Origin of the sequence: Paracoccus sp. MKU1 (assembly GCF_001447385.1) — a bacterium.
In the GTDB taxonomy this organism is placed as follows: Bacteria; Pseudomonadota; Alphaproteobacteria; order Rhodobacterales; family Rhodobacteraceae; genus Paracoccus.
Genome location: NZ_LLWQ01000202.1, coordinates 22,379 through 36,514 on the forward strand (window position 1 = coordinate 22,379; position 14,136 = coordinate 36,514).

14 protein-coding genes are annotated in these 14,136 nt (G+C 67.8%); 10 read left to right on the forward strand and 4 right to left on the reverse strand.

The window, feature by feature from the left end; genetic code table 11:
- Positions 1–30: 30 nt before the first annotated feature.
- The 3 genes from AQY21_RS19210 (at position 31) to AQY21_RS19220 (ending at position 3,720) form a co-directional block, all read left to right on the forward strand.
- Complete coding sequence (locus tag AQY21_RS19210) at positions 31–585, forward strand: gamma-glutamylcyclotransferase (RefSeq protein ID WP_058099216.1); 555 nt, start codon at positions 31–33, stop codon at positions 583–585.
- 83 nt (positions 586–668) lie between these two features.
- Positions 669–2,339 (forward strand): hypothetical protein, encoded by a 1,671-nt coding sequence (locus tag AQY21_RS30275; RefSeq protein ID WP_058099217.1) that lies wholly within the window; start codon positions 669–671, stop codon positions 2,337–2,339.
- The gene (locus tag AQY21_RS19220; protein WP_058099218.1) at positions 2,329–3,720 is read left to right on the forward strand and encodes a peptidoglycan -binding protein; all 1,392 of its coding nucleotides are present in this window, start codon (positions 2,329–2,331) and stop codon (positions 3,718–3,720) included. Before AQY21_RS30275 ends, AQY21_RS19220 begins: the two co-directional genes overlap by 11 nt.
- 49 nt (positions 3,721–3,769) lie before the next feature.
- Here AQY21_RS19220 and AQY21_RS19225 read toward each other — a convergent pair whose 3' ends face one another.
- Positions 3,770–4,321, reverse strand: a complete 552-nt coding sequence (locus tag AQY21_RS19225) for an NYN domain-containing protein (protein ID WP_058099219.1) — start codon at positions 4,319–4,321, stop codon at positions 3,770–3,772.
- 12 nt (positions 4,322–4,333) lie between these two features.
- On the opposite strand from AQY21_RS19225, the gene folK reads away from it, so the two are divergent.
- The 4 genes from folK (at position 4,334) to AQY21_RS19245 (ending at position 8,152) form a co-directional block, all read left to right on the forward strand.
- Complete coding sequence (gene folK / locus AQY21_RS27210) at positions 4,334–4,927, forward strand: 2-amino-4-hydroxy-6-hydroxymethyldihydropteridine diphosphokinase (protein WP_065169961.1); 594 nt, start codon at positions 4,334–4,336, stop codon at positions 4,925–4,927.
- 71 nt (positions 4,928–4,998) lie between these two features.
- The gene (gene rpoZ, locus AQY21_RS19235) at positions 4,999–5,355 is read left to right on the forward strand and encodes a DNA-directed RNA polymerase subunit omega (protein WP_058099220.1); all 357 of its coding nucleotides are present in this window, start codon (positions 4,999–5,001) and stop codon (positions 5,353–5,355) included.
- Between the two features lie 22 nt (positions 5,356–5,377).
- Entirely contained in the window at positions 5,378–7,495 is a 2,118-nt protein-coding gene (locus AQY21_RS19240; RefSeq protein WP_058099221.1) for a bifunctional (p)ppGpp synthetase/guanosine-3',5'-bis(diphosphate) 3'-pyrophosphohydrolase, read from the forward strand.
- A gap of 12 nt (positions 7,496–7,507) precedes the next feature.
- Complete coding sequence (locus tag AQY21_RS19245) at positions 7,508–8,152, forward strand: DUF2062 domain-containing protein (RefSeq protein WP_058099222.1); 645 nt, start codon at positions 7,508–7,510, stop codon at positions 8,150–8,152.
- Here AQY21_RS19245 and AQY21_RS19250 read toward each other — a convergent pair.
- The 3 genes from AQY21_RS19250 to AQY21_RS19260 all read right to left on the reverse strand — a co-directional run bounded on the left by AQY21_RS19250 (position 8,149) and on the right by AQY21_RS19260 (position 11,600).
- Positions 8,149–9,459, reverse strand: coding sequence for an FAD-binding oxidoreductase (locus AQY21_RS19250; protein WP_058099223.1), 1,311 nt, complete (start codon positions 9,457–9,459; stop codon positions 8,149–8,151). The two genes, AQY21_RS19245 and AQY21_RS19250, sit on opposite strands and share 4 nt — an antisense overlap.
- 69 nt (positions 9,460–9,528) lie before the next feature.
- Complete coding sequence (locus AQY21_RS19255) at positions 9,529–10,887, reverse strand: glutamine synthetase family protein (RefSeq protein WP_058099224.1); 1,359 nt, start codon at positions 10,885–10,887, stop codon at positions 9,529–9,531.
- Complete coding sequence (locus AQY21_RS19260) at positions 10,884–11,600, reverse strand: type 1 glutamine amidotransferase (RefSeq protein ID WP_058099225.1); 717 nt, start codon at positions 11,598–11,600, stop codon at positions 10,884–10,886. The genes AQY21_RS19255 and AQY21_RS19260 overlap by 4 nt, the downstream gene beginning before the upstream one ends.
- Before the next feature lie 137 nt (positions 11,601–11,737).
- Between AQY21_RS19260 and AQY21_RS19265 the strand changes: the two genes are divergently transcribed.
- The 3 genes from AQY21_RS19265 (at position 11,738) to AQY21_RS19275 (ending at position 14,099) form a co-directional block, all read left to right on the forward strand.
- The gene (locus AQY21_RS19265) at positions 11,738–12,865 is read left to right on the forward strand and encodes an aminotransferase class V-fold PLP-dependent enzyme (RefSeq protein WP_058099226.1); all 1,128 of its coding nucleotides are present in this window, start codon (positions 11,738–11,740) and stop codon (positions 12,863–12,865) included.
- A 97-nt stretch (positions 12,866–12,962) separates the two neighbouring features.
- Positions 12,963–13,391 (forward strand): YqjD family protein, encoded by a 429-nt coding sequence (locus tag AQY21_RS19270; RefSeq protein WP_058099227.1) that lies wholly within the window; start codon positions 12,963–12,965, stop codon positions 13,389–13,391.
- Between the two features lie 6 nt (positions 13,392–13,397).
- Positions 13,398–14,099 carry a phage holin family protein gene (locus AQY21_RS19275; protein ID WP_058099228.1) on the forward strand — a complete coding sequence of 234 codons (702 nt, stop codon included), beginning with the start codon at positions 13,398–13,400 and terminating at the stop codon, positions 14,097–14,099.
- The last annotated feature ends 37 nt before the right edge of the window (positions 14,100–14,136 follow it).

Here is a 14,136-nt window from a genome sequence, read left to right on the forward strand (position 1 = left end):
ACCGAATTATCTAGGGCACCGGGGTAAAGAATGGGTGAACGGCCGCAGCATTGGGTCTTTGCCTATGGCTCGCTGATGTGGGATCCGGGCTTTGCCGTGGCCGAAATGGCGCCCGCCCGGCTCGAGGGCTATGCCCGCAGCTTCTGTCTGCGCTCGGTGGTCTATCGCGGCACCAGCGAGGTGCCGGGGCTGGTGTTGGGCCTTGATGCCATGGCGGGCGCGCATTGCCGCGGCCTGGCGCTGCGCGTGGCCGAGCCGGAATGGGAGGAGACCCTGGCGGGTCTGCGCGCGCGCGAGCTGACCACCAATGCCTATGTGGAACTCTCTCTGCCGCTGGCGCTGGAGGACGGGCGCCGGGTCGAGGCGATCACCTATGTCATCCGCCGCGACCATGACCAATATGCCGGCGCCATGGACCTGCACGAGCAGGCCCGGATCATCGCCCGGGCGCAGGGCGGGCGCGGACCGAACGCGGATTACCTGTTCAACACCGCCCGGCACCTGGAGCAGATGGGCATCGAGGACCTGGCCATGGCCGAGCTGGCGCGGCAGGTGCGCGGGCTGTTGCAGCCCGGGCAGAAATAGCGACGATCCGATCCGGCCACGGCGCTTGGCAGCCGCGGGTCCGGGCTCTACAGTCGGGGCGGAAAGCTGCAAGGGGGTCGAACTTGTCCCGAACCGACGCTGAACCGCCCGAGGATCCGCCGGCCGCGCCGGAAGGCCGCCGCTCTCGCGCCGCCCGGCTGGCGGCGACGCGCGAGGGGGGGCCGGGCGGGACCGGCCCTGCGCAGCCGCAATTCTCGCAGCCGGTGCGGCAGATCGTGCTGATGCTGATCGTGCTGGTGCTGGTGGTGGCCGGGGCCTGGTTCGCCTATGGCCGGATCCTGTCGATCTTTCACTCGAACGAATATCTCAACGGGCTGATCCTGGCCGTTTTCGTCATGGGCGTGCTGGGCTGTTTCTGGCAAGTGGCCGAGCTGGTGAAATCCGTCAGCTGGATCGAGCGTTTCGCCGCCCACCGCCGCAATGCCGCCGAACGCGGCGTCAGCGCAGCCGAGCCGGCCGGGCCGGATGACGCGCCGCGCCTGCTGGCGCCCCTGGCCGCGCTTCTGGGCCAGCGCGGGCCGGTGGGCGGGGCGATCTCGACCGAATCCTCGCGCTCGATCCTGGAATCGGTGGCGACGCGGATCGACGAGGCGCGCGACATCACCCGCTACTTGGCGAACCTGCTGATCTTTCTGGGCCTGCTGGGAACGTTCTACGGGCTTGCCACCACGGTGCCCGCGGTGGTGGACACGATCCGCGCGCTGGCACCGCAGGAAGGCGAGTCCGGGCTCGAGGTGTTCAACAAGCTGATGACCGGGCTGGAATCGCAGCTCGGCGGCATGGCGACGGCCTTTTCCAGCTCGCTGCTGGGTCTGGCGGGCTCGCTGGTGGTCGGGTTGCTGGAGCTGTTCGTCGCCCATGGCCAGAACCGCTTCTATCGCGAGCTCGAGGAGTGGATGTCGGGCTTTACCCGCATCGGCCTGGGCGGCGCCGAGGGGCAGGGGCTGGGCGAGGCGGCGCTGGCCGGCTTCATCGAGCGGGTCGAGGCGCAACTGGCCGGGTTGCAGGACTTCTACCTGCGCCGCGATGAATTGCGCGACCAGGAGGCGGCCGCTGCCGATCAGCGCTCTCTGGCGCTGGCCGAGGGGGTGGAGCGGCTGGCCGGTCTGCTCGGCTCGGACCGCGACCGGCTGGGCGAGACGCTGGCCGCCGAGCGCGCGGCCACGGCGCAGGCGCTGGCCGGGGTGGAGCGGGCCATCGGCGGGCTGGCCGAGCCGCGCCGCGACCCGGATCTGGTCGCGCTGCTCGACCGGCTGGCCGAGGGGCAGGATCGGCTTGCTGCCGAACCGCGGCATGATCCGGCCCTGCCCGCGGTTCTGGAGCGAATTGCCGAGGGACAGACGCGGCTTGCGGCCCTGGCCGAGGCGCCGCCGCAGCCGGGAATCGACGGCGCCATGGCCGAGGCGCTGGACCGGCTGGCCGAGGGCCAAGCCCGGCTGGCGGTCCTGACCGAGACCGCGGCGCCCGACAACTCCCGGCTGGTGCGCGTACTGGAGCGGCTGGCCGAGGGGCAGGACCGCATCCTGGAACAGGGCGCGCAGCGGCCGGCCCCCGCCCCCGTCTCGGGCGACGATCCCGAGGCGCGGATGCGGCTGCGCTCGATCGACGTGCAGCTGGGCCGGCTGGTCGAGGAAGCCGCCAGCGGCCGCGATGGGTTGATCGCCGAGTTGCGCAGCGACCTGGCGGCGCTGACCCGCGCCATCCGCAACCTGGAGCGCGGCGATGGGACTTAGCCGGGGCGGTGGCAACCGTTTCTCTGCGACGATCTGGCCGGGCTTCGTCGATGCGATGACGGCGCTGCTGATGGTCATGATGTTCGTGCTGACCATCTTTTTGCTGGTGCAATCGGTGCTGCGCGACCAGATCACCACCCAGGACAGCGAGCTGGACCAGCTTGGCCGGCAGGTGGCCGAGCTTTCGGACGCGCTGTCCACTTCGCAGGCGCGGGCAGCCACGCTGGACCGCGACCTGGCGGCCGAGCGCGAGCGGCTGCGGCGATCCGAGCAGGCCGTGACGGCCGCCCGGGCCGAAATCGACGCCCAGACCGAGGCCGCAAGGCTGGCCGCCGCTCGGCGCGAGGCGTTGGAGGCGCTGATCGGCGACCTGCGGCGCCGGGACGCCGAAACCCAGCAGCAACTGGACGAGACCGAGGCCGCGCGGCTGGCCGATGCTGCCGCCGCCGAGGCGCTGCGCGAGCGGCTGGCGAAATCCGATGCCGAGCTTGATGCCACCATGCTGGAACTGGAGGCGGTGCGAAAGCAGGCCGAGGAAACCCTGACCCTGCTGGCCGCCGCCGAGGCTGCCAAGCAGGAGCTGGGCGAACAGGCCGAGGCGCAGTCCAGCGAGGCCGAGAAGCAGGCCGCCCTGCTGGCCCTGGCCCGGCAGCAGCTTTCCGAGCAGGAGGCGCTGTCGGTCGAGGACCGGCGGCGGATGGCGGCGCTGAACCAGCAGGTGGCGCGGCTCAACGACCAGTTGGGCAGCCTGCGCGCGGTGCTGGATGCGGCCGGCGAGGAGCGCCGCGAGGCCGATTTGCGCGCCGAGGATCTGGGCCGGCAGCTGAACGTCGCGCTGCTGCGCGCCGCCGAGGAGGAGCGCAAGCGCCGCGCGCTGGAGGAGGAGGCGCGCGCCAAGGCCGAAGCCGAGGCGAAGGATCTGGCGCGCTATCGCTCGGAATTCTTCGGGCGGCTGTCGCAGATCCTCGAGGGGCGCGAGGGCGTGCAGGTCGTGGGCGACCGTTTCGTCTTCTCCTCGGAGGTGCTGTTTGCGCCGGGCGAGGCGACGCTGTCGCCCGAGGGCCGGACGCAGGTCGCGCGCGTGGCGGACATGCTCAGGCAGATCTCCGGCGACATCCCGCCCGAGATCGACTGGATGATCCGCGTCGACGGCCATACCGACAACCTGCCGCTTTCGGGGCAGGGGCGTTATCGCGACAATTGGGAACTCAGCCAGGCGAGGGCGCTGGCGGTGGTGCGCTACATGGTGGACGATCTGGGCTTTCCGGCCAATCGACTGGCGCCCGCCGGTTTCGCCGATACCCGTCCGGTGGCGCGGGGCGATACGCCCGAGGTCCGGGCCCAGAACCGCCGCATCGAGCTGAAGCTGACCGAGCGCTAGGCGCGTGGCAGGCCGCTGTCAGGCTGCGATGGCGCAGGCCGGTGCCGGATCAGCTTTCCTGCGGGGCGGTTTCGCGCGGCGGACGGCCGATGATGTCGCGCAGCGCGTCCAGCTCGATGAAATTGTCTGCCTGGCGGCGCAATTCGTCGGCGATCATCGGCGGCTGGCTGCGCATGGTCGAGACCACAGAGACCCGGACGCCCTGGCGTTGCAGCGCCTCGACCAGCGGCCGGAAATCGCCGTCGCCCGAGAACAACACCGCGTGATCCAGCCGCGGCGCCAGTTCCATGGCGTTGATGACCAGCTCGACATCCATGTTGCCCTTGACCTTGCGGCGCCCCAGCGCGTCGGTATATTCGCGCGCGGGTTTCGTCACCATGGAATAGCCGTTGTAATGCAGCCAATCGACAAGCGGGCGAATCGGTGAGTAATCCTCGTTCTCCAGCAATGCCGTATAATAATAGGCGCGGACCAGCTTGCCGCGCCGTTCGAATTCCTGCCGCAGCAGCTTGTAGTCGATATCGAAGCCCAGCGACTTTGCCGCAGCATAAAGATTCGACCCGTCTATGAACAACGCCAGCCGGTCGTCCTTGTAGAACACGATGCCCCCGAAATGTCTCGAAACCTAAGTCAGAAAGCGAACTTAGTCCTGGTTGCCCTGGGTGCAAACCTGCCTAGTTCGGCAGGTTTGCCGGCGGACAGCCTGCGTTTTGCCCTGCGCAAGATCTTGAAATTACCTGAGGTTGTGCCGGTGGCTGTCAGCCGATTCTGGTTTACCCCGGCATTTCCTGCCGGCTCGGGTCCCGAATATGTGAACGCGGCGGCGTCTTTTCGCTGCTCGCTTTCGCCTGAACAACTCCTGCGCGAGCTGCATGCGATCGAGGCCGAACTGGGCCGCAGCCGCGACGGCGCACGCTGGCAGTCGCGCGGGCTGGATCTGGATCTGCTGGCCCATGGCGATCTGGTGCTGCCCGATGTCCCGGCGCAGGACCATTGGCGCGGCCTGCCACCCGAGGAGCAGGCGCTGCACGCTCCCGAACGGCTGATCCTGCCGCATCCGCGCCTGCAGGACCGCGGCTTCGTGCTGATGCCGCTGGCCGAGATCGCGCCGAACTGGGTGCATCCGCGCCTGGGGCGCAGCGTGGCGCAGATGCTGGCAGCGCTTCCGCCTGAGGCCCTGGCGGAGATGCGGCCCGCAAGTGCTTGACATTTCCGTTCCGGGCGCCCAAATATCCGGCCTCGCCCCCTGCACCCCGATTCCAGCTGATAAGGTGACCGATGGCCCGCGTTACAGTCGAAGATTGCGTCGATAAGGTTCCGAACCGTTTTGACCTGGTAATGCTGGCGTCCCATCGCGCGCGCGAAATCGCGGCGGGCAGCCCGTTGACCGTCGATCGCGACAACGACAAGAACCCCGTCGTCGCGCTGCGCGAGATCGCGGACGAAACCCAGCCCGTGGACGATCTGCGCGAGCGCATGATCGAAGCCCATCAGACCCAGATCGAGGTCGATGAGCCCGAGGAGGACGCCATGGCGTTGCTGCTGGGCGCCGAGATGGACCGTCCGAAACCCGCCGACGAGGAATCGGAGGAGCGCATGCTGCGCATGATGCTGGAAGCACAGAGCAGGAACTGAATCCAAAGGTCTTCGGCACATCATGATCGACGTCGAAGACCTCATCGCGCTTATCCGCAATTACAACCCGCGCACCAATGCCGACCTGATCCGCGACGCCTATGAATACGGGCGTCGCATGCATGAGGGGCAGTTCCGCCACTCGGGCGAGCCCTATTTCACCCATCCGGTCGCCGTCGCCGCCATCCTGACCGAGATGCGGCTGGACGATGCCACCATCGTCACCGCGCTTTTGCACGACACCATCGAGGACACGCGCTCGACCTGGGCCGAGGTGGCGCAGATCTTCGGGCGCGAGATCGCCGATCTGGTCGATGGCGTGACCAAGCTGACCAATCTGCAACTCTCCGGGGCGCATTCCAAGCAAGCCGAGAATTTCCGCAAGCTTTTCATGGCCATGTCGCGCGATCTTCGCGTGATCCTGGTCAAGCTGGCCGACCGCCTGCACAACATGCGGACCATCAAGTCCATGCGCCTCGAAAAGCAGTCGCAGAAGGCGCGCGAGACCATGGACATCTATGCGCCGCTGGCCGGCCGCATGGGCATGCAATGGATGCGCGAGGAGCTGGAGGACCTGGCCTTCAAGGTCATCAACCCCGAGGCGCGCAATTCGATCATCCGCCGCTTCGTCAGCCTGCAACGCGAATCCGGCGACGTGATCCCCAAGATCACCGCCGATATCCGCGCAGAACTGGAGCGCGAGGGGATCGAGGCCGATGTCTATGGCCGCGCCAAGCGCCCCTTCAGCATCTGGCGCAAGATGCAGGAAAAGCAGCTTTCCTTCTCGCGCCTGTCGGACATCTACGGTTTCCGCATCATCACCCGGACCGAGCCGGATTGCTATCGCACGCTGGGCGTGATCCATCACCGCTGGCGCGCGGTGCCGGGCCGGTTCAAGGATTACATCAGCCAGCCCAAGGCGAACGGCTATCGCTCGATCCACACCACCGTCTCGGGCCGCGACGGCAAGCGGGTCGAGGTGCAGATCCGCACCCGGCAGATGCATGAGGTCGCCGAGGCGGGCGTGGCCGCGCATTGGGCCTATCGTGACGGGGTGCGCACCGCGAACCCCTTTGCCGTCGATCCGGGCGAATGGATCGCCAGCCTGACCGAGCGCTTCGGCGAGGAGGATCACGACGAATTCCTCGAGCATGTGAAGCTCGAGATGTATTCGGACCAGGTGTTCTGCTTCACGCCCAAGGGCGACGTGATCCCGCTGCCCAAGGGCGCGACGCCGCTGGATTTCGCCTATGCGATTCATACCCGGCTGGGAGCGTCCTGTGTCGGCGCCAAGGTGGACGGCATCCGCGTGCCCTTGTGGACGCGGCTGAAGAACGGCCAGTCGGTCGACATCATCGCCGCCTCGGGCCAGCGCCCGCAGGCGACCTGGCTCGACATCGTCGTCACCGGCCGCGCCAAGGCGGCGATCCGGCGCAGCCTGCGGCAAGAGGACCGGACCCGCTTTATCCGGCTGGGTTCGGAACTGGTGCGGGTGGCCTTCGAACATGTCGGGCGCAAGGTCAGCGACAAGGCGCTGCGCACCGCCGCCAAGACCATGGCGCTGCCCGATACCGACGAACTGCTGGCCCGCATCGGCAGCGCCGAGATCTCGGCCCATGACGTGCTGACCACGCTTTACCCCGAGCTGGCCGAAAAGCGCAGCGAGATCGACGCCAAGCGCGCCGTCGCCGGGCTAGAGGCAGACCAGGAATTCACCCGCGCCCCCTGCTGCAACCCGTTGCCGGGCGAGCGCATCGTCGGCATCACCTATCGCGGCAAGGGCGTGGTGATCCATGCCATCGACTGCCCGGTGCTGGCCGAATTCGAGGACAGCCCGGAACGCTGGGTCGACCTGCATTGGCGCGAGGGCCAGCACCCGGCCGCCTATTCGACCATGCTGTCCCTGACCATCCGCCATGATGCCGGGGTGCTGGGCCGGATCTGCACGCTGATCGGCGCGCAGGGGGCGAATATCTCGGACCTGGAATTCATCGATCGCAAGCCGGATTTCTATCGCCTGCGGGTCGAGGTCGAGCTGCGCGACCGCGAGCATCTGCATGCGCTGCTGACGGCGCTGGAAACCGAAAGCGACGTGGCGCAGGTCTCGCGCATCCGGGATCCTTCCGCCCACATGAGCTGAGGGCGCGGCGGCATGTTCAAGAGACGCAAGCCGCTGAGCTATGCTCAGATGTGGACCGAGATGTTCTATCCGCGCTCGGGCTGGAAGCGGGCGTCGAAATATGTGCTGCACCGGCTGCGGCGCCTGCCGGACCAGCCGCATCGGGTGGCGCGCGGCTGGGCCTGCGGCATCTTCATTTCGTTCACGCCGTTCTTCGGCTTTCATTTCATGGGCGCGGCGGCGCTGGCCTGGCTGATCCGCGGCAATATCCTGGCGGCGCTGCTGGGCACCTTCGTCGGCAATCCGCTGACCACGCCTTTCATTGCGCTGACCTCGGTGGGGCTGGGGCGCTGGATGCTGGGGGTCGAGGGCAAGTTCACCCCGCATCTGATCTTTGACGAATTCACCCGGGCCGGCAGCGAGCTGTGGAACAACCTGCTGGCGCCGCTGAGCGCGGAACGCACGGCGCATTGGGACCAGCTCATGCAATTCAACGAGCAGATCTTCCTGCCCTATGCGGTGGGGGGCGTGCTGCCCGGCCTCGCAATCTCGGTCGCGGCGCATTACCTGACCGTGCCGCTGATCAAGGCCTATCATCGCCACCGCGAAAGGCAGATGGCCGAGCGCATCGCCCGCGCCAAGGCCCGGCGTGAGCGTGAACTGGCGGAAAAGCGCTAGAAGCCCAGCCGGTCGCGCAGCGAATACCAGCTCATCCCGGCGACCAGCAGCGGCCAGCGCAGCGCCGCGCCGCCGGGAAAAGAGGGCGAGGGCAGGGCTGCCATGGTATCGAAGCCCTCGCTTTGGCCCTGCACGGCTTGCGCCATCAGCTTGCCGGCCAGCGTCGCCAGCGCCAACCCGTGGCCGGAATAGCCGCTGGCCGACAGGCAATTCGGTGCCGGCCGGGCAAAGCAGGGCATGCGGTTCATGGTGATCGCCAGCGTGCCGCCCCAGGCATGGGTCAGCGCCACATCGGCAAGGCCGGGATAGATCTCCAGCAGCGGCTTGCGCACCTTGGCGGCAATGTCAGCGGGAAAGCGATAGCTGACATTCTCGCCCCCGCCGAAGATCAGCCGCCCCTCGGCATCGAGCCGCCAGTAATTCACCACGAATTTCGTGTCATGCACGCCGATGGGCCGGGTCAGCACCTCGGCAGCGCGCGGACCCAAAGGCTCGGTCGCGACGATGAAGTTGTTGATCGGCATGACGCGGGCGGCGACATGGGTGTCGAGATGACCCAGATAGCCATTGGCCGCCAGGATGACATGGTCGCAGATCACCCGGCCCTTGCCGGTCTGGACGATACTCTTTTCGCCGGTCTTTCGGCCGTGGCGGATGTGATGGACATGGCTCAGCTCGCGGATCCGCGCCCCGGCCGCAGCGGTCAGCCGGGCCATGCCGATGGCCAGGTTCAGCGGGTGCAGATGCCCGGCGCCATGATCGAGCTCGCCGGCGATATAGGCCTCCGAGGGCACCAGCGCGCGGAAGGCATCGCGGTCGAGCGGCTCGATCCGGTCATAGCCGTAATCGCGGGAAAGCCTGTCGATCATGGCACGGGCATGGTCGAACTCGGCGGGCTTGCGAAAGGCATGGGCGATGCCGTCCATCACCGGCACCCCTGAACGCGCCGCCAGATCGCGGGTCAGTCGCTTGGCCTCCTCGGCCATGTCCCAGAGCCGGCGGGCGGCCTCGCCCCCCGCCATCCGCTCCAGCTCATCGACCTCCAGCCGCTGGCCCGAGCCGAGCTGGCCGCCATTGCGCCCCGAGGCGCCGAAGCCGACGCGATGCGCCTCCAACACCACGACGTCGCGGCCCGCCTCGGCTAGGTGCAGCGCGGCGGAAAGCCCGGTATAGCCAGCGCCCACCACCACGACATCGGCGCGCTCCTCGCCGCGCTGCTGGGGAAAGGCGGGCAGTGGGTCGCGGGTCGCGGCATAGAGGCTGGGCGGATATTCCCCCAGCCGGTCGTTGGAAAACAGCAGATTCATGCTTCGGCTTTCACCGTTGTTCAAATACCCATCCGAACGGCGCGCATATCGCCCGGCCGCGCCCGGGGGTCACACGTTCAACAGCAGATGCTCGCGTTCCCAGGGGCTGATGACTTGCAGGAACTCCTTGTATTCGTTGCGCTTGACGGCCTGGTAGACGGCGATGAACTCGGTGCCCAGCACCTCGCGCATCGCCGCGTTCTCGTCCATCAGGTCCAGCGCATCGCCCAGATTATAGGGCAGTTCGTCCTCGGACATATAGGCATCGCCCAGACATTCGGAGCGCGGATTCTCGCCCTCGATCAGGCCCAGATAGCCGCAGGCCAGGCTGGCGGCGAGGCCCAGATAGGGGTTGCAATCCATGCCCGCCAGCCGGTTCTCGACCCGCCGCGCCTCCGGTTTCGAGACCGGCACGCGCAGCCCGGTGGTGCGGTTGTCGCGACCCCATTCCAGGTTGATTGGTGCCGCGAAATCGGGGACATAGCGGCGATAGCTGTTGACATAGGGCGCAAGCAGCGCCACCGCCGCCGGCAGGTGCTTCTGCATGCCGGCGATGAAGTGCATGAAGGCCGGCGTCTCGCGCCCCTGCTGGTCCGAGAAGATGTTGCAGCCATCCGTCAGCCCCACGACCGAGTGGTGGATATGCATGGCGCTGCCCGGCTCGCCCTCGATGGGCTTGGCCATGAAGGTGGCGAAACAGTCGTGGCGCAGCGCCGCCTCGCGGATCAGGCGCTTGAAATAGAAGATCTGGTCGGCCAGGGCGACCGGATCGCCGTGGTTGAGGTTGATCTCGACCTGGCCGGCGCCGCCTTCCTGAAGGATGCCGTCGATCTCGAAGCCCTGCGCCTCGGCGAAGTCGTAGATGTCGTCGATCACCTTGCCGTATTCGTCCACCGCTGACATGGAATAGGCCTGCTTGGCGGCGGCGCGGCGGCCGGTGCGGCCCATGGGCGGCATGATCGGCTGGTTCGGGTCGATGTTGCGCGCGACCAGGAAGAACTCCATCTCGGGCGCGACGATGGGGCGCCAGCCCTTTTGCCGATACAGGTCCACGATGCGCTTGAGCACGTTGCGCGGCGCGATGGGCACCGGGTTGCCGGACTGGTCGCTCACGTCGTGAATGACCTGCAAGGTCACGTCCGCCGTCCAGGGCGCCGCCGTCGCGGTCGAGAAATCCGGCGTCAGGATCATGTCCGGCTCGGTGAAGGCGCCCGAGGGGTTGTCGGCCCAGTCGCCGGTGATGGTTTGCAGGAAGATCGAGTTCGGCAGGTAGAACCGTTCCTGATGCGCGAATTTCGAGGCGGGCATGGCCTTGCCCCGCGCCACGCCGGCGATGTCGGCGACGATGCATTCCACCTCGTCCAGCCGCCGCCCGGCGACGTAATCCTGCGCGGCCTGCGGGGTTTCCTCGATCCAGTGCGATTTCATGCGGCCCCCTGCCGGATCTGCGCCCGGGCCCGGAAACCGGCGGGATCCTTGAAGAACGCCTCGATCCGGTCGGCGATGCCGGCCGATTGCCGCGGGGTGCCCATGCGGGCGCGGGCCTGGTCCAGCAGCGGCTCGGGCACCGTGCCGCGGGCGCGATGCTCGATCAGCCCTTCGATGAAGGCATCGGAAAATTCCGGATGCGCCTGCACGGTAAAGGCGCGGTCGTCATAGATGAGCGCGGCGTTCTCGCAAAAGCCGTTGCCGGCAAGCACCTGGGCGCTTTCCGGCCGGTGGATCACCTGGTCCTGATGCCAGGCGTTCAGCGTGACATTCTCGCCGCCGAAATCGTAATCCTGCGCACCGACGGCCCAGCCGGCCGGATGCTTTGTCACCCTGCCGCCAAGCGCCTGGGCGATGAGCTGGTGGCCGAAGCAGATGCCGACCAGCGGCACCCGTGCGGCATAGGCGGCGCGGACGAAGTCCTGAAGCGGCGGGATGAAGGCATGGTCCTCGTAGACGCCATGGCGCGAGCCGGTCAGCAGCCAGCCCTGTGCGTCATGGACGCCTTGCGGGAAGTCCATGTGCTCCACGTGATAGCTGGCGAATTCGAAGCCGCGCCCGGCAAGGAGCCGCTCGAACATGGTGTCATAGTCGCCCAGTTCGCCGCGAAGTTCCTCGGGCGATTGGCCGCATTTCAGGATGCCGATACGCATGGATTGGCCTGTCGGTTGTTCGCTCTCAAGCTAGTCGCGAGGGCGGGCGCGGGCAAGGGGGCTGCGACTTCCGCGGGGCTGGTCCATGCCCGCTGCCCGCGCTAGGCTGCCGGCGAAACCAGCAGAAAGGATCGGCCATGCCCGGACTTCGCCCCGATGTGGACCCCGAGGGATTGCAGGAATTCTCGGTCGTCTTCACCGACCGCTCGCTCAACCACATGTCGCAGAAATTCCAGGCTGCGATGCGCGACATCTCGGCCACGCTGCGCGAGGTCTATGGGGCGGAAGCCGTGGTGCTGGTCCCGGGCGGCGGCACCTGCGCCATGGAGGCGGTGGCGCGTCAGTTCGGCCGCGACGCCCATGCGCTGATCGTCAGGAACGGCTTTTTCAGCTATCGCTGGAGCCAGATCTTCGAGGCGGGCGGCTTTGCGCGCCAGACCACGGTGATGGCGGCGCGGCCGCAGGGCAACGAGCCGCGCGCGCCCTTTGCCCCCGCGCCTGTCGAGGAGGTGGTCGAGAAGATCCGCGACGCCCGCCCCGACGCCGTCTTTGCCCCGCATGTCGAGACGGCATCGGGCATGATCCTGCCCGACGCCTATATCAAGGCGCTGGCCGATGCCGCGCATGAGGTGGGTGCGATCATGGTGCTGGACTGCATCGCCTCGGGCGCGATCTGGGTCGATATGCGCGAAACCGGCGTGGACGTGCTGATCTCGGCGCCGCAAAAGGGCTGGTCGGCCTCGCCCTCGGCCGGGATGGTCATGCTGTCCCCGCGCGGGATCGAGCGACTGGAGACCACGGTCAGCGACAGCTTCGCGCTGGACCTGAAGAAATGGCGCGCGATCATGAAGGCCTATGAGGACGGCGGCCACGCCTATCACGCCACCCTGCCGACCGATGCGCTGCTGGGCCTGCGCGATGCGATGAACGAGACGCGCGAGATGGGCTTCGAGGCGGCGCGCGAGGCGCAATGGCGGCTGGGCGACGCGGTGCGCGAGGAGCTGGCGCGGCGCGGGCTGCGCTCGGTCGCGGCCGAGGGTTTTGCTGCGCCGGGGGTGGTGGTCTGCCATACTGACGACCCCGAGGTACAGAGCGGCCGCAAGTTCCTGGCCGCCGGCTATCAGATCGCTGCCGGCGTGCCCTTGCAGGTCGGCGAGGGCGAGGGCTTCCGCAGCTTCCGCATCGGGCTGTTCGGGCTCGACAAGCTGAAGGATGTCGAGGGCACGCTGGCGCGGCTGATCCCGGCCCTTGACGCGGCGCTTTGACGCGACGGCCGGGAAATCGCGGGGGCTCCGGGAACGATCTGCGCCTTTGCGGGTTGGCTATCCGAAAACCGATACAGCCCTGTGAAAGGACAATATCATGGCGAACCACGAAGCCACCGCCGACGAACTCAAGGCCAAGGCGCGCGATGCCGCTGACGATGTGGGTCGTCACGCCCGCCGTGCCGCCGATGAAGCGAACGAAGCTTTCGAGACCGCTCGCGAGCGCGGTGCCGAGCTTTACGAAACCGCCCGCGAGAAGGGTGCCGAGTTCGTCGAAACGGCCAAGAAGCGCGGTGCCGACTATGCGGAATCGGTGCGCGAGCGCGGCCATGAATATGCCGAGCGTGCCCGCGACGAGGCCCGGCGGCTTTATCGCCAGGGCGAACGCCAGGCGCATGAGGTCGCGGCCCATGCCGAGGAATATTACGACGAGGTCTCGGACATGGTGCGGCGCCATCCGGCGCAGGCCCTGGGGATCGCGGCCGGTGTCGGCTTCCTGCTGGGCCTGATCATCGCGCGCCGCTGAGCCCCGATGTTCGATTATACCAGGAACTTGCAGCTTGCCCTGACGGACAGGCTGCGCCGCGCCGGGCTTGGCGCCGGGGCCGGGGTCGCCCTGCTGATCGGGGCGGGCTTCCTGCTGGCGGCGCTTTGGACCTGGCTTGCCCATCATCTGGGCTGGGGGGCGCTCGGCGCCTCGCTGGCCATCGGCATCGCCTTTGTCCTGATCGGGCTGGTGGTGATGCTGATGGCGAAAAAGGAACGCCATCCGGTGCCGACCACGGACGAGTTGAAAGCCGAGGTCGAGCAGCGGCTGATGCTTGCGGCCGATGTCGCCATCGGAAAGGCCACCGGCGCGGCGGATGCGGCGCTGGAGCGCGCCTCGCAAAAGGCCAGCCGGTTGATGGAACAGGCCGAGCAGCGGGTGCATTCGGTGACCGACAGCCTGTCCTACAAGGCCGACCGCATGGCCGACCGGGCCGAGGCGCGAGTCTATGGCGCCGCACGCCGGGCGGGCGAGGAGGCCGCGCACCGGCTGGGCCTGCCCCCCGATGCGCTGCGCCGCGCCGCAGGGCAGGTCCAGGGCGCCTCGCAGTCGCGGGCGGCGGCTATCGCGCCGCTGATCGGGGCCTTCGCCGTGGGCATGACCCTGGCCTCGCGTTTCCAGGACTGGCGCCATCGCGACGAACCGGACTGGGAAGAAGCGGAGGACTGGAAAGAGGATCCCTATTGAGGACCCTGCCGGCAACCCGCTGATAAGGAAAGACCCC